Annotated in this window: 13 protein-coding genes and 1 pseudogene; 4 read left to right on the plus strand and 10 right to left on the minus strand. The window is 67.4% G+C overall.

Annotation, left to right across the window (positions count from 1 at the left end; translation table 11 throughout):
• Nucleotides 1-56: 56 nt before the first annotated feature.
• The 4 genes from pgsA to V9G04_09080 are packed head-to-tail and all read right to left on the minus strand — an operon-like array spanning nucleotide 57 to nucleotide 6,719.
• On the minus strand, nucleotides 57-689 hold the full coding sequence (gene pgsA / locus V9G04_09065) for a CDP-diacylglycerol--glycerol-3-phosphate 3-phosphatidyltransferase (protein MEI2713429.1): 633 nt from the start codon (nucleotides 687-689) through the stop codon (nucleotides 57-59).
• Complete coding sequence (gene rimO, locus V9G04_09070) at nucleotides 686-2,185, minus strand: 30S ribosomal protein S12 methylthiotransferase RimO (GenBank protein ID MEI2713430.1); 1,500 nt, start codon at nucleotides 2,183-2,185, stop codon at nucleotides 686-688. The genes pgsA and rimO overlap by 4 nt, the downstream gene beginning before the upstream one ends.
• Before the next feature lie 45 nt (nucleotides 2,186-2,230).
• Nucleotides 2,231-4,105 (minus strand): helix-turn-helix domain-containing protein, encoded by a 1,875-nt coding sequence (locus V9G04_09075; GenBank protein ID MEI2713431.1) that lies wholly within the window; start codon nucleotides 4,103-4,105, stop codon nucleotides 2,231-2,233.
• A gap of 1 nt (nucleotide 4,106) precedes the next feature.
• Entirely contained in the window at nucleotides 4,107-6,719 is a 2,613-nt protein-coding gene (locus tag V9G04_09080; protein MEI2713432.1) for a DNA translocase FtsK 4TM domain-containing protein, read from the minus strand.
• 251 nt (nucleotides 6,720-6,970) lie between these two features.
• Between V9G04_09080 and V9G04_09085 the strand changes: the two genes are divergently transcribed.
• Entirely contained in the window at nucleotides 6,971-10,204 is a 3,234-nt protein-coding gene (locus tag V9G04_09085; protein MEI2713433.1) for a M4 family metallopeptidase, read from the plus strand.
• A gap of 106 nt (nucleotides 10,205-10,310) precedes the next feature.
• Here V9G04_09085 and V9G04_09090 read toward each other — a convergent pair whose 3' ends face one another.
• Together V9G04_09090 and V9G04_09095 are read right to left on the minus strand one after the other, a co-directional pair.
• Complete coding sequence (locus V9G04_09090; GenBank protein MEI2713434.1) at nucleotides 10,311-11,189, minus strand: M56 family metallopeptidase; 879 nt, start codon at nucleotides 11,187-11,189, stop codon at nucleotides 10,311-10,313.
• Between the two features lie 10 nt (nucleotides 11,190-11,199).
• Nucleotides 11,200-11,583 carry a BlaI/MecI/CopY family transcriptional regulator gene (locus V9G04_09095; GenBank protein ID MEI2713435.1) on the minus strand — a complete coding sequence of 128 codons (384 nt, stop codon included), beginning with the start codon at nucleotides 11,581-11,583 and terminating at the stop codon, nucleotides 11,200-11,202.
• Nucleotides 11,584-11,701: 118 nt separating this feature from the next.
• Here V9G04_09095 and V9G04_09100 point away from each other — a divergent pair.
• The 3 genes and pseudogenes from V9G04_09100 (at nucleotide 11,702) to cydD (ending at nucleotide 17,497) form a co-directional block, all read left to right on the plus strand.
• Nucleotides 11,702-13,140 (plus strand): annotated as a pseudogene (locus V9G04_09100) (cytochrome ubiquinol oxidase subunit I).
• Between the two features lie 16 nt (nucleotides 13,141-13,156).
• Nucleotides 13,157-14,215 (plus strand): cytochrome d ubiquinol oxidase subunit II, encoded by a 1,059-nt coding sequence (gene cydB, locus V9G04_09105; protein ID MEI2713436.1) that lies wholly within the window; start codon nucleotides 13,157-13,159, stop codon nucleotides 14,213-14,215.
• Nucleotides 14,216-17,497: a thiol reductant ABC exporter subunit CydD gene (cydD, locus tag V9G04_09110; GenBank protein ID MEI2713437.1), complete on the plus strand. Its 3,282-nt coding sequence runs from the start codon at nucleotides 14,216-14,218 to the stop codon at nucleotides 17,495-17,497. It begins immediately after the preceding gene.
• A gap of 13 nt (nucleotides 17,498-17,510) precedes the next feature.
• On the opposite strand, the gene V9G04_09115 is transcribed toward cydD, so the two are convergent.
• The 4 genes from V9G04_09115 to V9G04_09130 are packed head-to-tail and all read right to left on the minus strand — an operon-like array spanning nucleotide 17,511 to nucleotide 21,440.
• Nucleotides 17,511-19,196 carry a ribonuclease J gene (locus V9G04_09115; GenBank protein ID MEI2713438.1) on the minus strand — a complete coding sequence of 562 codons (1,686 nt, stop codon included), beginning with the start codon at nucleotides 19,194-19,196 and terminating at the stop codon, nucleotides 17,511-17,513.
• 11 nt (nucleotides 19,197-19,207) lie between these two features.
• Nucleotides 19,208-20,104 carry a 4-hydroxy-tetrahydrodipicolinate synthase gene (gene dapA, locus V9G04_09120; GenBank protein MEI2713439.1) on the minus strand — a complete coding sequence of 299 codons (897 nt, stop codon included), beginning with the start codon at nucleotides 20,102-20,104 and terminating at the stop codon, nucleotides 19,208-19,210.
• Entirely contained in the window at nucleotides 20,101-20,646 is a 546-nt protein-coding gene (locus tag V9G04_09125) for a dihydrofolate reductase (protein MEI2713440.1), read from the minus strand. The genes dapA and V9G04_09125 overlap by 4 nt, the downstream gene beginning before the upstream one ends.
• The gene (locus tag V9G04_09130; GenBank protein ID MEI2713441.1) at nucleotides 20,646-21,440 is read right to left on the minus strand and encodes a thymidylate synthase; all 795 of its coding nucleotides are present in this window, start codon (nucleotides 21,438-21,440) and stop codon (nucleotides 20,646-20,648) included. The genes V9G04_09125 and V9G04_09130 overlap by 1 nt, the downstream gene beginning before the upstream one ends.
• Between the last annotated feature and the right edge of the window lie 18 nt (nucleotides 21,441-21,458).

Raw genomic sequence — 21,458 nt, forward strand, 5'->3', positions numbered from 1 at the left:
CGGGCGAAGGGTGCCCAAACGGTTAACGCCGATTGGCAGTTGCGTGCACTGCGCGATCAGGAGATCGGCGCGGTGTCGCCCTTCAGGGTGTGGCGCTGACGCCAGACGTCACGGAAGAACTCATAGCCCGACCACAGGGTCAGCGCGACGGCCACGGCCAGGAGCACCTGGGCGATCACGAACAGCACCTGCCCGACGATCCCGAACTGGTCGAACGCGCCGCCGTGGCTCTCGGCCAGATGCGGCAGCGGCAAGGCCAGCCCCGACAGCGCGATCGCCTGGAAGGTGGTCTTGATCTTTCCGCTGCTCGCGGCCGGCAGGACGAGACGCTTCAGGACCGACAACCGCAACAGGGTGACCGACCACTCGCGGACGAGCACCACGATCGTCACCCACCACCAGATACACCCGGTGATCGACAAGGCGATGAACGCCATGCCCGTGATCGCCTTGTCTGCGATCGGGTCCGCGATCTTGCCGAAGTTGGTGACCAGGTTGTGCTTGCGCGCCAGGTCACCGTCGATCTTGTCGGTGATCATCGCCAACACGAAGAGCCCGAACGCGACGCAGCGCCACAGCACGGAGTCGCCGCCGTCGGCGAGCAGCGCCCAACCGAAGAACGGCACCATCACGATCCGCAACGTCGTCAAGAAGTTGGGCAGGTTGAGATTGGAGGTCTGCTGGGTCATCGCGCGGACTCCTCGGGCTCGGCGAGGGTGGCGATCAGGTCGGCACCGTCGGAGTCAACGACATCGCACTGGACCAGTGTTCCCACGGTGAGGTCTGCGCCGGAGATGATCGTGGTCACACCGTCGACCTCGGGGCCTTGATGGGCGGCACGCCCCTCGGCCTGGTCGCCGTCGAGGGACTCCACGAGCACCTCCACCCGAGTCCCGATCCGCTCCGCAGCACGCTGTGAGGACAACTCCTCGACCAGAGAGGTCAGGTGCGCCACCCGGGAATTGATCTCGTCCTCGTCCCACTTGGCATCGAATGTCGCCGCCTCGGTTCCCTCTTCGTCGGAATAGCCGAACACGCCGGTGACGTCGAGGCGCGCGTCGACCAGGAACGAGCAGAGCGTCTCGAAATCGGCCTCGGTCTCACCCGGGAAGCCGACGATCACGTTGCTGCGGATGCCCGCCTCTGGTGCCAGGGCGCGTACGGACTCGACCAGAGCCAGGAAGGAGTCGGGATCACCGAACCGCTTCATCCGGCGCAGCACGCTCGCACTCGCGTGCTGGAAGGAGAGATCAAAGTACGGCGCGACGCCCGGCGTCGTGGCGATCGCCTGCACCAGACCAGGTCGGGTCTCGGCGGGTTGGAGGTAGCTCACTCGCACCCGGTCGATCTCGTCGAGAGCGGCCAACTCGGGAAGCAGCGTCTCCAGAAGCCGCAGGTCGCCGAGGTCCTTGCCATAGGACGTGGAGTTCTCCGAGACGAGGAAGACCTCGCGTACGCCCTGGGTCGCCAACCAGCGCGCCTCGGCGATCACGTCGCTGGGGCGGCGGCTGACGAAGGATCCCCGGAAGCTCGGGATCGCGCAGAAGGTGCACCGACGGTCGCAGCCCGATGCGAGTTTGAGCGGCGCCATCGGCCCACCGTCGAGGCGGCGCCGGAACGTACGCGGTCCTGACGCGGGTGCGTGGCCCGGCACGCTGGGCTCGGCGGTCGCGGAGCCCGGAGTGAACACCTCCTGGCGTTCGGCCGGCGAGATCGGCAGCAACTTGCGACGATCGCTGGGCGTGTGTGGATGGGGCTTGTCACCGGCCAGGATGGAGCGCAGTCGCGCCGCGATGTCGGGGTAGTCGTCGAACCCGAGCACCGCGTCTGCCTCGGGCAGTGAGTCTGCCAATTCCTTGCCATAGCGCTCGGCCATACAGCCGACCGCGACCACCGCCTGAGTGCGGCCAGCAGCCTTCAGGTCGCTGGCCTCCAGGATCGTGTCGACGCTGTCCTTCTTCGCCGACTCCACGAAGCCGCAGGTGTTCACCACGACGGTGTCGGCATCCTCAGGATCGTTGACCAGCTCGAAGCCACCGTCTTCGAGGCGGGCCGCCAGTTCCTCGGAGTCGACGTCGTTGCGCGCGCAACCGAGGGTCACCAGCGCGACCGAGACTCGGGGCCCGAAAGCCTGGCCGGAAGTCTGACCCGAGATCGGGTCCGTGGTGGCGTCGGTAATGGTCATAGCGGCTCTGAGTATGGCCCGACGCGGCGCCGAACCCTAACCGGATCAGCGCACCACGTAGGTCGCGGTGGCGCGCTGACCCCTTTTGCCCACCGCCCCCTTCTCGGCCCCGTCCACGACGACCTCGACGGATCCGTCGGAGGTCTCGACGCGTACGGGTGGCACCACCTCGATGGTTTTGGTCTGGCCGTAGGCGATGTCGCCGGTGAAGACGACCTTGCCGCTGCTCTCGCGTACGACTACTCGCGCGCCACCACCTGCCGCCCTGACCAGCACCGGCACGGCATCGCCGCTGCTGGCGGGGCCGGCGACTCCGGCGGATCCGTTGAGAGCCGGCGTGATGGGCCTCTCGGTCGGTGAGTCCATCATCAACCGCGCCACCGACCACGCCAGCACGAGCGCCATCACCGCAGCGACGAGCACCGACCAGTTGGGGCCGCCGCGCATGCTGCGCAGTGACCCGCCGGAGGCCAGATCTGCTTCGAACACGCGAGTGGGGTTGATGGGGGCTTTGGCGTACCGCTCGTCATAGGCCGACAGCAACGGCGCCACGTCGATGCCGAGCACCCGAGCGAGCGTGCGCAGGTGCCCGCGCGCATAGAAGTCGCCACCGCACGGGTCGAAGTCGTCGACCTCGATGGCCTCGATCACGTGGGCGCGCACCCGGGTGCGCGCGGCCAGGGCATCGATGCTGAGCCCCAGACGGGTACGAGCGGCGGCGAGTTCCGGCCCGACGACCGGGTCCGGGGACGCCTGTGGCAGATGCTCGTCGACGACCAGAGGCTCGACACTGTCACCGCCGCGGGCGATGGCGCGTACTCGACTCCCCCAGCCCTCGTGCTCCTCGACCAGGCTCACCGAGCCCGGGCGATGCAATTCGCGTGCGCCCGACTCGGGGTCCGGGTCCGCATCAGCGGGCTCGCGAAGACTCCGGGTGACCTCCGTCCGCCGAGCCGAGGTGGTCTCGCGCAACGGGAGCGCAGGTTCGGATGTGACCTCGACGGCGTCTGAGGCGTCCGCCTCTTCCGCCGCGATCTGCTCGTGAGGCTCTTCCTCGTCGGGAGTCTGGGAGATCTCGCGCCCGCGACCGCCGAGTCGGGCGATCCAGCCGGCAAGGACGGGACGCGGATCACGCCAACGGGGTGCCTGCTCGACCTCCTCGCCGGCCTCCTCGACCACTCCGTCGACCATTTCGTCGGGAACGGGTGCGTCGGCAGGGACGGGCGAGGCGGCGTCGATCCATCGCTGGTCCGCGTCGTGGTCGTAGTCGACCGGCTCGACGACGCTCTGCTCTGCCTCCACGTCGTGTCGCACAGGCAGCACGGTCACGATCGGGGCGCGGTGGCCCGCCAGCGAGTGCAGCGCCTCCGTCAGGTCTTGCGACGCATGCGAACTGCGCGTGACCGGACCCAGCGGGACCGCGAGGGGCGCACCGTAGAACATCCGCGACCAGGCGGCTCCGCGTCGCGCCGCACCGCTCAGCCCGTCGAGCACCCGCTCCTCGTTGTGCGCCACGACGAGCAGCCGCCCGTCGCGGCCCAGGCCCGGCGACGGTTCGTGCTCGACACGTTCGATCGCACCCCAGGTAAGGCCACGCCAGGTGCGCCCCAGGCGCATCCGGATGCCGTGGGAGTCGGCGACGAACAGCGGCAGCCGGGCATCCCAGGCGCCGAGCAGGTGGAGCACGCTCAGCAACGCCAGCACAGCTGCGACGAGCCAGTCGGTCACCGAGCCGGTGGTGAGGGCGCGGGCCGCGTAGGCGACGGCCACGCCCCCGGCCACGACACCGACCGGGCCCAGCAGCCAGGCGTTCCGGCGTACGACCACGCTCTCGGGTGCGATGCTCAGCGCGCCGCGACCCTCGGCTTGCGTGGTGTCGAGGTCGTCGGCAATGGTTTCGAACTGCTCAGCGGCGCCCATCTCAGGCCTCCCCTTGGATCGTGGCGATCACGTGGTCGATCTCGTCCGGCTTGACCAGGACGTCTCGCGCCTTCGAGCCCTCACTCGGGCCGACGACGCCGCGGCTCTCCAGGATGTCCATCAGTCGTCCGGCCTTGGCGAACCCGACGCGCAGTTTGCGCTGCAACATCGAGGTCGACCCGAACTGCGTGGAGACGACCAATTCGATGGCTTGCACCACAAGGTCGAGGTCGTCGCCGATGTCGTCGTCCAGATCGCGCTTGGCTGCTGCCGGAGCGGTGACGTCCTCGCGGTAGTTGGGCTCCAACTGCTGCTTGCACAGCGCCACCACCTGGTGGATCTCGGCCTCGGTCACCCACGCGCCTTGGACGCGTACGGGCTTGGAGGCGCCCATCGGCAAGAACAGTCCGTCACCTTGGCCGACCAACTTCTCCGCGCCCGGGGTGTCGAGGATGACCCGGCTGTCCGCGAGTGAGGACGTGGCGAAGGCCAGCCTGGACGGCACGTTGGCCTTGATCAGACCCGTGACGACGTCGACCGACGGACGCTGAGTGGCCAGCACCAGGTGGATACCCGCCGCACGCGCCAACTGAGTGATGCGTACGACCGCGTCCTCCACGTCGCGTGGAGCGATCATCATCAGGTCGGCGAGTTCGTCGACGACCACGAGCAGATAGGGGTACGGCGCCAGTTCGCGCTCGCTGCCAGGAGGCAACTGCACCTTGCCCGCTCGTACGGCCTTGTTGAAGTCGTCGACGTGGCGGAAGCCGAAGTTGGCCAGATCGTCGTAGCGCATGTCCATCTCACGCACGACCCACTGCAGCGCCTCGGCGGCCTTCTTGGGGTTGGTGATGATCGGGGTGATCAGGTGCGGGATGCCCTCGTAGGCATTGAGCTCGACCCGCTTGGGGTCGACCATGATCATCCGCACCTCGTCGGGCGTCGAGCGCATCAGCAGCGAGGTGATCATCGAGTTGATGAAGGACGACTTTCCCGAACCGGTCGCACCGGCGACCAGCAGGTGCGGCATCTTGGCCAGGTTGGCGACCACGAAGCCGCCCTCCACGTCCTTGCCGAGACCGGCGACCATCGGGTGGTGGTCGGACCGCGCAGTGTTGGAGCGCAGCACGTCGCCAAGCGACACGATCTCCTTGTCGGAGTTGGGGATCTCGATGCCGATCGCGGACTTGCCGGGGATCGGGCTGAGGATGCGTACGTCGGCCGACGCCACGGCGTACGCGATGTTCTTCGACAGCGCCGTGACCTTCTCGACCTTGACCGCCGGGCCCAACTCGACCTCATAGCGCGTCACCGTCGGACCGCGGGTGTACCCGGTGACCTGGGCGTCGATGCCGAACTCGTCGAGCACCTGGGTGAGCCGACCGACGACGTCGTCGCTGGCCTTCGAGCGCGGCTTGTGCGGGGAGCCCGGCTTGAGGACGTCGCTCGCGGGCAGGTGGTAGGTGACGTCCCCGGACAGGGCCAGTTGCTCGACCCGTTGCGGCAACGGGCTGTGCGGAGGCGGCACCAGGGTCTCCGCCTTGTCAGCTGATCTGTCGGACGCCACCACGGGCATCGCCTGGGTCTCGACGTCCGCGTGGGACAGGTCGCTTGCATCAGTGTCGTGGCCGTCGAAGTCCAAGGCGGCGTCGAGCGCGTCCAACTTGCGGCCACGACGGCGCTTGACCTCACGGTCCTCCAGCAGCGGCGAGTCGTACGCCGGGTCGCCCATGTCCGGGTCGATCTCGTCGACCCGGCGACGACCGCGTCCCCGCGTGGTTTCCCCGTCCTCACCGACCTGCTGACGACCGAGCACCCGCTCGCGGAGTGCGGCTAGGCGTTCTGGGATCCGGTAGACGGGCGTGGCGGTGACGACGAGCACGCCGAACACGGCGAGCAGGATCAGCACCGGCACCACGACGTACGCCGTCTGAAGCAGGTCGAGCAGCAGCGACGCCACCACGAAGCCGACGGCACCTCCGGCGTCCTGCAACGCCGAGGAGTCCCCCGGCTGCGGCGTGGGGCTGCCGTTGGCGATGTGGACGACACCGAGCAGACCGAACACGATGGCCGTCCACCCGATGACCTGTCGACCCACGGGGCCGTTGTGCTCGGGGTCGCGCATGTTGCGCCAGCCGACCCACAACAAGACGAGCGGCACCAGCCAGCCGACCTTGCCGACCGAGCCCGCGACGATCGTGCGTACGACCTCCATCACCGAACCGGGCAATTGCCACCACACGGCGGCGGCGCTGACCATCGCGACGGCGATCAACAACAGGCCGACACCGTCGCGACGCTGCTCCGGCGAGATCTCGCGCGCACCCTGGCCGATTCCTCGCGCCCCTGCACCCAGAGCACCGGCCAGGCCGGACCAGAGCGCGAGCAGTGCGCGGCCGAGTGCCGCGAACAGGCGGTACACCGGTCCGGGACCATTTCGTACGGCGCGCGGGGCGGGGCGACGTGCGGGCGCGCGGCCTCGCCCAGTCGCACTTCGGGCCTGGGTACTCCGGGATCGGGAACTTGAGGATGCCTTCGTCGAACTCCTGCTGGAGGTGGATTTGGGCGTGCTCTTGCTCCGCGACCCCGGCGGGGAAGACGTACGGGTCGCCATGCCCGCGACCCTACGGGAGTCACACCCGTCACACGCGCCACATTTGACGCGTGTCGGTTCGGTTGCGCGCTCGCACGACGAGAACGCCACATCAGGCGCCTTCCGGCGGGTCGTTACCAAAGCGTGACCTCGGCTACGCCGCATAGACCTCTAAGGGTGTCTAGACCGATCCTGACGACAGTTCTAATGTGACCTGAGCCACCACTCTTACCGAAATTTCAGGCTGGCTTCAGAAACCGGAGGATTCTTACGTGAAGTTCCTACGACACGGCATTGCCTTGGGGATGGTGGTGTCCGGTTTGGCCGCGGCACCGTTGCTGTCCACCCAGGCGACCGCGGCACCAAAGAGCGACCCTCTCATCGCGAAACTGAAGGATCGTGCCGACGGCTCGGTCACCCTCAGCAGCGAGGCCGCGACCGGCAAGGTCGGATTCGCCCGCACCAAGGGTGACCTGATGCCGGGCGTACGCGCGAACGACGCCGCGAGCGCGGCCAACAAGGTCGACGCCTATCTCGCCGAGTTCGCACCCGCCTTCGGCGCGCGCGCCGGTGAGCTGGCCCAGACTCGCGTCAAGGCCGACAAGTTCGGCTGGACGATCTCCTTCCAGCAGAACTACAAGGGTCTTCCCGTCTGGGGCGGGACCTTGAAGGCGCACGTAGCCAGGGACGGCGACCTGACCGCTGTAGCCGGTTATGCGGCACCCGACCTGAACCTCGACGTGACCCCGCGCTACTCCAAGGCCCAAGCCGCCAAGCGTGCCGTGGGCATGGTCACCGTCGACCCGCCGACTGCTGAGCGCGGCAAGGCCTCGACCAAGGGCCTGCGTGCCGCCAACAACAGCCTGGTCGTCTACCGCGAGGGCGCCGCCAAGGGCACGCCCGGCAAGGCACGCCTGGCCTACGACGTCGAGGTCTCCAACGTCACCGAGAAGAGCGGCTCCATCCGCGACCGCGTCGTCCTCGACGCCAACTCGCTCAAGCCGATCAACCGCTACTCGATGATGAACGACGCGCTCGACCGTCGCCTCTACACCACCGACTACGACCCGCAGACGGGTGCGGGCGGCAACCTGATCGGTCCCATCTGGCGCGAGGGTGACCCCATCCCCGACCCGGAACTCGACCAGGACCAGAACAACCTCAACATCTCCAACGGTGAGTCCTACTGGATGCACATGAACACCTGGGGCCTCGACTCCTTCGACGGTGCCGGTGCTCGCCGGATCACGATCCACAACCGTCCCGACAGCTGCCCGAACGCTTCGTGGAACGGCGTCTACACCAGCTACTGCGACGGCGTCTACGACGACGACACCGTCGCGCACGAGTGGGGCCACGCGTACACCGAGTACGAGACCGGCCTGATCTACCAGTGGCAGTCCGGTGCGCTCAACGAGTCTTACTCCGACATCTGGGGCGAGACCATCGACCTGCTCAACCAGCGCGAGGACGAGGGTGAAGGCGACCTGACCCAGAAGCGCCCGGACGGACTGTGCTCCACGCACTCCCCCGCCCTGCCGCTGGTCACGATCAACGCTCCGTCGTCGATCGCCAAGGACTGCATGGCCGGCAGCGCATCGTTCGGCAAGCCGCTCACCGCGACCGGCGTCACCGCCGACGTGGTCGCCCCGACCGACGCGGTCGAGGAAGGTGGCACCAACCTGGATGGTTGCTCGCCGTACGACCAGAACGTCACGGGCAAGATCGTGCTTGTCAATCGCGGCCTGTGCGCCTTCGAGGAGAAGGCTCAGGTAGCCACCGAGGCCGGCGCTGCCGCGCTGATCATCGGCAACCGCGACGAGAGCACGATCGGCATGTCCGGTTCCGACCAGTCCCTGGTCACGACCGTCTCCATCGGCCTGTCCGACCGCGAGTCGATCCGGACCGCTCTCGCCGCCGGATCCACGGTCAACGTCACCATGAAGGACGCGGGCGGCGAGCGTGTGGACTCCTACCGTTGGCTGCTCAGCGAGAAGTCGACCGCCTTCGGTGGTGCGATCCGCGACATGTGGACGCCCACCTGCCACGGTGACCCCGGCAAGGTGTCCGACGCCGAGTACAAGTGCTCGTCCGACGACAACGGCGGCGTACACGGCAACTCGGGCGTGCCGAACCACGGCTACGCACTGCTCGTGGACGGCGGCACCTACAACGGTCAGACCATCACCGGTCTGGGCCTGGACAAGGCTGCCAACATCTACTTCTACGCGCAGAACTACATGGGCCCCACATCCGACTTCGTCGACCACGCCGACTCCCTGGAGCAGTCGTGTGCCGACCTCACGGGCAAGCAGGTCAACGAGATCACGCTGACCGAGTCGGCCGAGCCGGGCAAGGTGACCATCGAGGCCGGCGACTGTGCCCAGGTGTCGAAGGTCGTCAAGGCCGTCGAGTTGCGGATGGACCCGACCAGTCAGTGCGAGTGGGTTCCGATGCTGGCCAAGAACGCTCCGGCCGTGTGTGGCGAGGGCTTCACCAGCAAGACGGTCTTCGAGGACAACTTCGACGGCGGCCTGGGCGCGTGGACCAAGGAGCAGCAGGTCGCCTTCGAGGGTGGCTTCGGCAAGCCTTGGGGCACGACTGCCACGTTCCCCGGCAAGGACAACGTGGGGCGCGTGGCCATGGGCTCAGCCGGCGATGAGGGTGACTGCTCGATGGGCGAGGGAGACTTCTCCAGCGTCGACTCGATCATCAGCCCGGCGATCACCATCCCGGCCGGCAAGGCACCGAAGTTGGCCTTCGACCACTACGTCGCGACCGAGGGTGGTTTCGACGGCGGCAACGTGAAGGTCAGCGTCAACGGCGGCGACTTCAAGGTCGTCCCGGCTTCGGCCTACATCTTCAACGCGCCGAACACGGTGTTCCAGCCTGCTGAACAACAGGGCCAGCCCTACAACACCAACCCGATGGCCGGCGAGGCTGCCTTCAGCGGCACCAACCCGGGCAAGGCGTCCGGTTCGTGGGGTCAGTCGCAGATCAACCTCGAGGCGATCGGCGCCAAGGCCGGCGACTCGGTCAAGGTGCGCTTCGACGTGGGTCGTGACGGCTGTGGCGGAGTCGACGGTTGGTATGTCGACAACGTCCAGTTGACGGTGTGTGAGACGGCTGCGGTGACCCCGACGACGTCGCCCACCCCGACCACCACCCCGACCACCACGCCCACCACCGCTCCGGGCATGCGGCACTCGGACATCCGGGTGAAGATCCGTCCCTACAAGCCGACCCACGGCAAGGCGTTCCGGATCATCGGAAAGGTTCGTGTCCTCGAGGGTGGCGTCGCCACGGGCAAGGTGCGCTTCAAGCTCCGCGGCAAGAAGCTTGGTGTGGCCAAGCTCAACAGCCGAGGCATCGCCAAGCTCAAGATCAGCGCCAAGAAGTCCCAGAAGCTCAACGCCAAGCGCAACCACCGGGTGCGCGGACGCTATCTGGGCTCCGACACCGTGCTGCCCAGTTGGGCGACCAACGTCTTCCGTTTCCGGAAGTAGTCCCGGCAGTCACGTGAAATGACAGTGGGCCCCATCGCCGCAAGGCGGTGGGGCCTACTGTCGTCTTCGAGGCCAGCGGATTCGAGGCCAGCGGATTCGAGGCCAGTCAGACCAGCGTGCTCAGCCAGGGCCACACCACGACCGCGGTGGGCACGGCCAACAACAGCACCGATGCCGTGATCACCAGCGTCGACTGCAGTGGGCGCGCACGCGAGTCGGCCAACAGGGCGATGCGTACGGCCAGGTGCCCACCGAAGGGCAGCACGGCTTCCGGCCCACGCGCCTCACCGATGGCGAGCAGCGCTCGCCCCAAGGTCAACCGCCCGACCGTACGAGTGGCTGCTCGATCCGCGAGCAACTCGGTGAGCAGGCGCACCTCCTCCAAGGCAGCCCCGCTGGTGGCCAGTCGGGGGAAGGCACTCTGGAGCACCGCGAACGCCTCGATGACCAGGTCGTGTCGCGAGCGCAGGTGCGCGCGCTCGTGGGCGAGCACGGCGCGCGCCTCGCCTTCGTCGAGTCGTCTGAGCGCACCGGCGGTGACGACCGTGCGGGCGCGGCCCAGGCCGGGCACGCAGTAGGCGACCGCCTGTTCGTCCTCGAGCCTGTCGACGATCTGGCCCGACATCTGCATCCGTTCACTGACCAGGTCGAGGCGCGCGCGATGCTCGCGCCGGTGGCGACGAAGCACCGTGCCCACTCGGTGACCACACAGCAGCAACCGGGCCAGCACCAGGAACGTGAGCGTCAGGGAGATCCCCGCGACCACCCAGCCCTGGGGATCGGCTGTCGGCAACACCGACCAGGTCGCCAAGGAGAGCCCGGCTCCGAGCGCGGCCAACACCGACACCAGCGTCAACGACTGCCACAGCACCATCGCTGCGGCCGGCGTACGCCTCAGTGCGCGCCAGCGCATAACGGCGCGCGGCAGCAGCCCGGCGCTGAGTACGGCCAGGCCCGCAAGGAGCAGAGGGGTGAGCACTCCCACTCGCAAGAACTCAGTCCTCGAGGCGTTCGAGGGCTGCGCGCAGGGTGGCGAGATCCTCGGGGCTGGCCTCATCGAGGAAGGCGACGAGCGCATTGTTGCGCGAGCGGGGCGAGATGTCGGCCAGGGTGTCGTGCATGACCTCCGCCGTCATGGCCGCTCGCGAAGCACGCACCCGATAGCTGTGCGCCCGCCCCTTCTTGGTGCGTGTGACGGTGCCCTTGCGGGCCAGTCGATCCAGCACCGTCATCACCGTGGTGTACGCGATGTCGCGATCCGCGCTCAGGTTCTCGTAGACCTCGCGGACCGTACGCGGCTCGTCCCCCGCATCCCACAGGACCTCGATCACCGCGCGCTCCAGATCCCCGAACCGGCGCCCCCCTCGAATGTGCTTCATCACACAACGATAACGGGTGCTCCGATTACTACTACTCCTCGTAGTGGGAGTATGACTGTCGTCAAAGGCTGAGAGGGGTTCAGCGAACTCTCAGGTGCTCACGCAGATAGGAGGGCGCATGGACGTCCTGGACATCTCTCGGTGGCAGTTCGGCATCATTACCGTTTACCACTTCCTCTTCGTCCCGATCACGATCGGGATCACGATGCTGATCGCGGTGCTGGAAACCCAGTGGTTGCGCACCGGCAAGCAGGAATACCTGCGACTGACCAAGTTCTTCGGCAAGTTGTTCTTGATCAACTTCGCCATCGGCGTGGTGACCGGCATCGTGCAGGAGTTCCAGTTCGGTATGAACTGGTCTGACTACTCCCGCTTCGTCGGCGACATCTTCGGTGCTCCGCTGGCGGTCGAGGCACTACTTGCCTTCTTCATGGAGTCGACCTTCATCGGCTTGTGGATCTTCGGCTGGGACAAGCTCCACCCAAGCTGCACGCGGCCTGTATGTGGATGGTTCACCTGGGCACGCTCGCCTCGGCGTACATGATCCTGGCCGCCAACTCGTGGATGCAGAACCCGGTCGGGTATGTCTTCAACCCCGAGACCAACCGTGCGGAGTTGGAAAGCGCAGGCGCGTTCTTCGACGTGCTGTTCAACAAGGTGCAGATGGTCACGTTCCCGCACGTGGTGCTGTCGGCGTACATGACCGCAGGTGCCTTCATCTTGGGCATCTCGGCCTACCTCTACATGAAGCGTGAGCACGATCGCGACCTCTACTACCGCGGCATCCGCTTCGGTGCCGTCGCCTGCCTGATCGCCGGACTCGGCGTCGCGATCACCGGTGACATTCAAGGCAAGATCATGACCGAGGTGCAGCCCATGAAGATGGCTGCCGCCGAGGCGCTCTACGACACCTCCGACGAGTGCGCGCCGTTCTCCCTGTTCACCATCGGGACTCGAGACGGCAGCGAAGCCAAGTTCGCCGTCGAGGTTCCCTGCGTGCTGTCCTTCCTGGCCACCGGCTCGACCAGCGGCAAGGTCCAGGGCATCAACGAGCTCAAGGAGGAGTACGCCGCGACGGACTGGCCCGCGCAGGTCAAGGACGCAGGTGACTTCACCCCGAACATCCCGGTCACCTACTGGTCCTTCCGCTACATGATGGGCCTGGGCTTCTTCACCGCCGGTGGTGCGGCACTGATCTTGTGGATGACCCGCAAGCGCAAGGTGCCCAACGCCAAGTGGGTCGGCATTCTCGGCCTCAGCCTGCCGCTGGCAGCGGTCTTCGCGAACTCGTGGGGCTGGCTGTTCACCGAGATGGGTCGCCAACCCTGGGTCGTGTTCGGCTTGATGACCACCTCGGCCGGCGTCTCCCCCGGACTCAGCGTCCCGGAGGCCTGGATCGGCCTGATCTCACTTACGTTGCTCTACGCGGTGTTGATGGTCGTCGAGATCGGACTGCTGTGGAAGTACATCAAGCTCGGTGCCGAGCCGTTCGAAGAGCCGCCCAACGTGCCGGTAGGCGGGTCCGACGAGGACTCCCCGATGGCCTTCGCGTACTGAGGATCGGAGAGAAGACATGGAACTCCACACTCTGTGGTTCTGCCTGGTAGCGGTCTTGTGGATCGGCTACTTCACCTTGGAGGGCTTCGACTTCGGTGTCGGCATGCTCCTGCCCGTTCTGGCCAAGAACGAGAAGGAACGGCGAGTTCTCTACAACACCATCGGCCCGGTCTGGGACGGCAACGAGGTCTGGGTCCTGACGGCTGGCGGCGCGATCTTCGCGTCCTTCCCGTTCTGGTACGCCACCCTCTTCAGCGGCTTCTTCTTGCCACTGCTGCTGATCCTGCTCGCGTTGATCGTGCGCAACCTGGCGTTCGACTATCGCGGCAAGAAGGACGACGCCGCTTGGCGCCGCAACTGGGATATCGCCGCCACCGTGGGCAGCTTCGTCCCGGCGCTGCTGTGGGGCGTGGCCTTCGCCAACATCGTCGGCGGTACGCCGATCGAGCCGCTCAACGGCAACCCGGCCGAGCCCTTCTTCCTGGAATACACCGGCTTCCCGGTCCTGCAGTTGCTCAATCCGCTCGGCCTGCTCGGCGGTCTGGTGACGGTGACCTTGTTTGCCACTCACGGCGCGATGTTCATCGCGCTCAAGACCGACGGGGAGATCCGGCACCGGGCCCGCGAGTTCGCGGTGAAGTCCGGTCTCGTCGCCGCTGTCCTCGCCGTCGCGTTCCTGGTGTGGATGCAGGTCAAGACCGGCTCGGTGCTCTCCGGCGTGCTGTTCGTGCTCGCGGCGGTCGCTTTGCTGGCCGGGATCTACATGGCCAAGTCCGGCCGTGAGGGTGTCGCGTTCTCCGCGACCTTCGCCACCATCGCGTTCGCGGTGGCGGGCCTGTTCGCGGCACTGTTCCCGGACGTGATGCCCTCGAGCATCGACCCGGCGTACTCCCTGACCGTGGCCAACGCCTCGGCCACCGACAACACCCTCAAGGTGATGACGGTCGTGGCGTTGATCTTCACTCCGCTCGTGCTGCTCTACCAGGGCTGGACGTACTGGGTCTTCCGCAAGCGGATCTCGGTTCACCACATCCCGGACCCGGTCGAGCACAAGGGCGCCACTAGCGTGAACTGAGTGAAGCCCTTCGATCCGGCGCATCTGCCACACCTCCGGCCGGCGCGAGGCCCGTTGTTCCTCGCGCTGGCCGGAGGCCTTTCCGGGGGCATCGCCACCGTGGCTCAGGGCATCGCGGTCGCGGTGCTCCTGGTCCGCCTCGTGGATGGTGACCCGACGACGCACTGGCAACCGGCTGCCTGGTGGCTGGTCGCATTGCTCGTGGTGCGGGCCGTCGCGTCGTACGCCGTCGACACCGGCACCGCACGTGCCGCCGCCACCATCACCTTGCAGTTGCGCCGCCGGATCCTGGCCACGGTGCTGGAGACGGGTTCGACGACGTCCACGGGACGGCTCACTCTGCTGGCGACACGTGGGCTCGCGGCGATCGAGCCCTACGTCACCCGCTATCTCCCCTCGCTGCTGCTGGCCGCCGTGCTGCCGGTGCTGACCGTCGCCACCATCACCTATCTGGACTGGCTCAGCGGGTTGATCGTGATCGCGACGCTGCCGTTGGTCCCGGTCTTCGCCATCCTGATCGGCCTGGTGACTCGGGACAAGGCCGATCAACAGTGGCGCACGCTGAGCATGCTGTCGGGGCACTTCCTCGACGTGATGCGCGGGTTGCCGACCCTGGTGAGTTTCGGCCGCGCGAAGGCCCAGGTCTCCACCATCCGGGGGATCACGCAGCGCTACCGGCAAGCGACGGTGGAGACGCTCAAGGTCGCGTTCATGTCGTCGGCCGCCTTGGAACTCATCGCGACCCTGTCTGTCGCTCTCGTGGCCGTCTCGGTCGGCCTACGCCTGCGCGCAGACTCCTTGGACTTCGAAACCGCGATGATAGTGCTGCTGCTGGCACCCGAGGCGTACTGGCCGCTGCGCCGGGTCGGGGCCGAGTTCCACGCCGCCGCCGAAGGCGTCGCGGCCTTCGCCGATGTCGAAGAGGTGCTCGCCAGCCTCGAACACGACCAGACTGTGACCGCGCAACGGGCGCAGCCGGCGGGCGCCGTGGAGTTGCGCGGCGTGGAGCACCGCTACCAAGGTCGTACGACGCCCGCGCTCGCGGCCGTACGCGCCACGATCCCCGCACGGGGCCTGACCGCGATCGTCGGACCGTCCGGGTGCGGGAAGTCCACGCTGCTGCTCGTGCTGGCAGGAGAACTGCCGGCCGAGCCCGGCACCGTGCTCGTCGGCGGGCAGGACCTGAGCACTGTGGACCTCGAGACGTGGCGAGGTCGGTTCGCCTGGGGTTCGCAAGAGCCCTGGCTGCTCCCGGGGGCGCTGCGCGAATCCCTGCTGCTGGCCGCGCCACACGCCACCGACGAGGAACTCTGGGCCGCGCTGGACAAGGTGGCCCTGGCGCAGACCGTACGACGTCTCCCCCAAGGGCTGGACACGCCCCTGGGCGAGGACGGCGCCGGGCTTTCGGCTGGACAGCGGGCCCGACTGGCACTGGCTCGGGTGGTGCTCGCGGATCGCCCGTTCGTCTTCCTCGACGAACCCACCGCCCACCTCGACGAGGAGACCGAGGCCGTGCTGTTGCGCACGCTCACGGACCTTGCCCGTGACCGCGCGGTCGTCGTCGTGGCTCACCGTTCGGCGGTGATCGACGCCGCCGACCAGACAGTCACACTCGGCGCACCGGCGGTCACCGCGGTGCCCGCCCACGAGTCGGTCCCCGCCCCTGAACGCGTGGTCCCTCGCGCAGACGCCTCCAGCCCCGACGTCGGAAATCCGCGCCGTCGCCTTGCGCTCGGCACCGCCTTGGGCTCGCTGTCCCTGGGATGCGGGGTGGCGTTGACCGCGACGGCCGGGTGGCTGATCACCAGGGCCTCAGAGCACCCACCGATCCTGTATCTGATGGTGGCGATCGTCGGCGTGCGTACGTTCGGTATCGGCCGTCCCGTCCTGCGATACGCCGAGCGCGTCGTGTCCCACGACGCTGCCCTGGGATTGCTCGCAGACCGCCGAGCCCGCGTCTTCGAGGCGCTGGTGCCGTTGGTGCCCGGAGCCCTGCCCCGCAGGCGAGGCGACATCCTGGCCTCGGTGGTCGACGACGTCGACTCGTTGGTGGATCGCCAGCTTCGGGTGCGCCAACCCGTGCAGACGGCGCTGGTCGTGTCCTTGGCTGCGGCGCTGTTCGCAGGCTGGAAGAGTCCCGTGGCCGGTCTCACCGTGCTAGGTGTCGCGGGGCTCGGCGTCGCTGCCTGGATGATCTCCAGACTCGCCAGCGCCCGGGCCGAGCGGGCCTTCATCGCCGCACGTGCGGACCTGTCGGACCTGGTCGAACGCACCGCACGCGATCGGCAGCAGTTGCGGCTGTGGCGCGCTGGCAGCGCGACCCTACGGTCGCTCGATCAGGTGGGCGGCGCGCTCGGCGCGGCGGCCAGCACGGCAGCCGGCGGAGTGGCGATCGCACGCGGTCTCGCCCTCGTCGCAGGAGGTGCCGGCACCCTGCTTGCGGCAGCCACGATCCCCGCAGGCTCGGTCGCTCCCGCGACTCATGCGCTCCTGGTGCTGTTGCCGTTGGCGCTCGTCGACGCCATCGCCCCGCTGGCCGATGCGGGCGCGCTCAGCGTGCGCACGGCGTCGGCTCAGCAGCGGCTGGACGCGATCGTCGGCGCACGGCCACGCGTCACCGAGTCGCCGAACGCCATCCCCGCCACCGGGATCGTGTCGTCGTACTCGCTTCGTGACGTCACCGCAGGCTGGGGCGACTCCCCCGCCTTCGAGGGTCTGGACCTGTCCATCCCCTCCGGGGAGCGTCACGCGCTGGTCGGACCGTCCGGGTCTGGAAAGTCGACGCTGGCGGCGCTGTTGTTGCGCTTCCTCGATCCCACCACCGGCAGCGTCCGCGCCGACGACCACGACATCCGGTCACTGACCCTCGAATCGGCCCGCGACTGCGCTGCCCTCGTAGACGACCGACCGCACGTGTTCGCGTCCACGGTGGCCGAAAACGTACGCCTGGCCCGCCCGGATGCCACCGACGACGAGGTGCATGCCGCGCTCGAACAAGCGCACCTGGGGTCCTGGATCACCACACTTCCCCACGGCGTCGCGACCTTCATCGGCGAGGGCCATGCCGAAGTGTCCGGTGGGGAACGTGCCCGGTTGGCCATCGCCAGAGCGATGCTGTCACGCAGGGAGGTGCTCGTCCTCGACGAGCCGACTGCTCACCTGGACCGTGAGTCAGCCGACCGGATCGCGACCGAGGTGCTCCAACCTGGGCGCACGGTGCTCTGGATCACCCATGGCGAATCCGGGCTGGATCTGGTCGACCGGGTGACGACGCTGGCCTAGATCTCGGTTCGGATCAGGCCTCGATCACCACGGGAACGATCATCGGACGGCGGCGATGCCGCTTGTTGACCCAGCGTCCGATGACGCGTCGGATGGTCTGCTGGAGTTGGTAGGAGTCGTCGACCCCTTCGCGGATCGCGGCGTCCAGCGCCTCGATGATCGGCTGCCTGATCTCGTCGAAGGTCTCGTCGTCGAGCACGTTGCCTCGCGCGTGGATCTCGGGACCGCTGACGACCTTGCCGTTGACCATGTCGACGACCACGATCACCGACACGAAGCCCTCTTCGCCCAGGATCCGACGATCCTTCAGCGACGACTCGGTGACGTCCCCCACGGAGGCGCCGTCGACGAAGACGTAGCCCACATCGACCTTTCCGGCGACCGACGCCTGCCCGTCGATCAGGTCGATCACGATGCCGTCCTCGGCAAGGACCACGTTGGGCACTCCGGTGGCTCTGGCGAGGTCGGCGTTGGCGCGCATGTGCCGGATCTCGCCATGCACGGGCAACACGTTGCGTGGCCGCACGATGTTGTAGCAGTAGAGCAACTCACCGGCCGACGCGTGACCGGAGACGTGCACCAAGGCGTTGCCCTTGTGTACGACGTTCGCACCCCACCGCGCGAGTCCGTTGATGACTCGATACACGGCGTTCTCGTTGCCTGGGATCAACGAGGAGGCCAACACCACGGTGTCGCCTTCCTCGATGTGGACGAACTGGTGGTTGCGCTGGGCGATCCGGGCCAGGGCAGACAAGGGTTCGCCTTGTGATCCGGTGGAGATCAGCACCTGACGCTCGGGTGGCAGATCCGCCAGCGCCTTGGCGTCCACCATCACGCCGGGCGGGACAGTGAGATAGCCCAGGTCTTGGGCGATCGCCATGTTGCGCACCATCGAGCGCCCGACGTACGCCACCTTGCGATCGTGTGCCGCAGCCGCGTCGAGGATCTGCTGCACCCGGTGCACGTGGGAGGCGAAACAGGCCACGATGATGCGTTGCGTGCTTTTGGCGAAGACTCGATCCAGGACCGGCGTGATGTCGCCCTCGGGCGTGGTGAAGCCCGGCACCTCGGCGTTGGTCGAATCGGTCAGGAAGAGATCGACGCCCTCCTCGCCCAACCGTGCGAACGCGCGCAGATCGGTGATCCGACCATCGAGCGGCAGTTGGTCCATCTTGAAGTCCCCGGTGTGCAGCAGCAGGCCTGCCGAGGTGCGTACGGCCACGGCGAGCGCATCAGGGATCGAGTGGTTGACCGCCACGAACTCCAACTCGAAGGGGCCGAACGTGATCCGGTCGCCCTCTCGCACCACGTGGTGGACCGTCTCTTTGAGGCGGTGCTCGCGCAACTTCGAGCCAAGCAGCGCCAGCGTGAGCTGCGAGCCCACCAAAGGGATGTCCCCGCGTTCGCGCAGGAGATAGGGCGTGGCGCCGATGTGGTCCTCGTGGCCATGGGTCAAGACGAGCGCTTCGACGGCGTCGAGGCGGTCCCGGATCGGATCGAAGTCCGGCAGGATCAGGTCTACGCCTGGATGGTGGTCCTCGGGGAACAGCACCCCGCAGTCGATCAGCAGCAGCCGGCCCTCGTGCTCCAGCGCGGTCATGTTGCGACCGACCTCGCCCAATCCACCGAGTGGAATGACTCGAAGTCCCCCAGGGGCCAGCGGCGCGGGGTGACTGAGCTCAGGGTGTGGATGACTCACGAGACGTTCCTTCAGATCAGATCGGCGGCAAGCAGCGCAGAGCCGAGTGCGGCGTATTCGGCATTGTCCAGCGGCACCAACGGGCCGCGTACGTTGCGGTTGTCCAGCACTCCCAGCAATTGCAGGGCGGCCTTGGCGGTGGTCGCGCCATAGTTGGGCACACCCATCACGGCGTCGATCACGGGGACCAGGCGCTCGTACGTCTGCAGCGCGCCTGCGAGATCCCCGGCGAAGAAGCCGTCGATCAGGGAGCGGAGTTCACGTCCCACCGCGTGACCGGCGACCGAGACGAGTCCGGCCGCGCCATGGACGAGGAAGCCGAGCACCTTCGAATCGTCACCGCTGTAGACGTCGTAGCCGAGTTGTCGCAGCAGCACGGTGTGCGCCGGATCCCCGGTCGCGTCCTTGACGCTGGTGATCGTGTCGATGCGCCGAGCCGCGGCATATGTCTCGGGCGCGATCGCGATGCCGGTGCGACCCGGCACGTCATAGAGCATCACGGGAATGTCCGCCGCGCGCGCGACCTCGGTGAAGTGGTGGAGCAGCCCCGCCTGGCCTGGCTTGTTGTAGTAGGGCGAGACCAGGAGGACCGCGTCGGCGCCGATCTCCTTCGCCTGACGGGTCAACTCGATCGAGTGCGCAGTGGCATTGGTGCCGACCCCCGCGATCACGCTGCCACGATCACCCACGGCGTCCTTGACCGCCCGCAGGATGTCGCCGTCCTCGGCCACCGTCGTGGCCGGCGACTCCCCGGTGGTGCCACTGACCACGACCCCGTCGTGCCCGTGATTCATCAGATGGTCCGCGATCGCCGCGGTCCCGGCGAGGTCCACCGACCCGTCGTCGTGGAACGCCGTGGCCATCGCGGTCAGCATCCGGCCGTAAGGGGCGGCGGGAGGGAAACTCATAGGTCGAGGTTAGCCGCAGCCGAGCCTCCATCTCGCGTGGGCATCGCTCGCGCGGCATCGACTCGACGGCGCCACAGCCAAGTCAGCCCGTCGCCCGCCAGCATCCGCGTGATCTCCCACTCGGACTCGGCAACCTCGGGGAAGAAGGCGTCCCCCTCGGGCGCGAGATCGACCTCGGTCAGGATCAAGTCCGTGGCATACGGCAGCGTTTGCTCATAGATCTGACCACCACCCGCGATCATGATGTCGCCGTCCATCACCTGGGCCAGCGCGAGTGCCTCGTCGACGGAGTGCGCCACGACCACGGCGTCGGCGTACTCCCCGGCGGTCCAATTCTCGTCTCGGGTGATCACGATCGTGCGGCGTCCCGGGAGCGGCCGCCCGATGGAGTCGTACGTGGCACGCCCCATCACCAGCGTGTGCCCCAGCGTCTCGCGTTTGAAGTGTGCGAAGTCCGCCGGCAGGTGCCAGGGGATGTCCCCGTCGCGGCCGATGACCCGGTTCCTGGCGTACGCCGCGACCAGCGCGATCCGCTTGCTCATCAGATTGCGATCGGGGCCTTGATGGCCGGGTGCGGGTCATAGTCCTGGATCAGTACGTGCTCCAGATCGAAGCCGTCGATCGCGGTGACGGAAGGATCGAGCACCAGCCGCGGCAGGGGTCGCGGCTCACGGCTCAACTGCTCGCGCGCCTGGTCGACATGGTTGAGATAGAGGTGTGCGTCGCCGAGCGTATGGACGAACTCACGCGCTTGCAGGCCGGTCACCTGGGCGACCATGTGGGTGAGCAGGGCGTACGACGCGATGTTGAACGGCACACCGAGGAAGGTGTCGGCCGAGCGCTGATAGAGCTGGCAACTCAAGCCCCCGTCGGCGACATAGAACTGGAAGAGCGTGTGGCACGGCGGAAGCGCCATGTCGTCGACCTCGGCGACGTTCCAGGCCGAGACGATGTGGCGCCGCGAGTCCGGGTTCGTCCGGATCGACTCGATCACGCGGGCGATCTGGTCGACGTGGCGGCCGTCCGGAGTCGGCCAGGAGCGCCACTGCGAGCCGTACACCGGCCCCAGGTCGCCGTTCTCGTCGGCCCACTCGTCCCAGATGGTGATGCCGCGTTCCTGCAGCCACGTCACGTTGGTGTCGCCGCGCAGGAACCAGATCAGTTCCCCGATCACCGAGCGGGTGTGCACCTTCTTGGTCGTGACCAGCGGAAAGCCCTCGGTGAGGTCGAAGCGCATCTGATGACCGAAGACGCTCAGCGTGCCGGTGCCCGTACGGTCGCTCTTCTCCGTGCCCTCGTCGAGGATGCGCTGGAGAAGATCGAGGTAGGCCCGCATGGGATCCGACTCTAGTCG

The organism is Nocardioides sp. (assembly GCA_037045645.1).
Lineage (GTDB): Bacteria > Actinomycetota > Actinomycetes > Propionibacteriales > Nocardioidaceae > Nocardioides.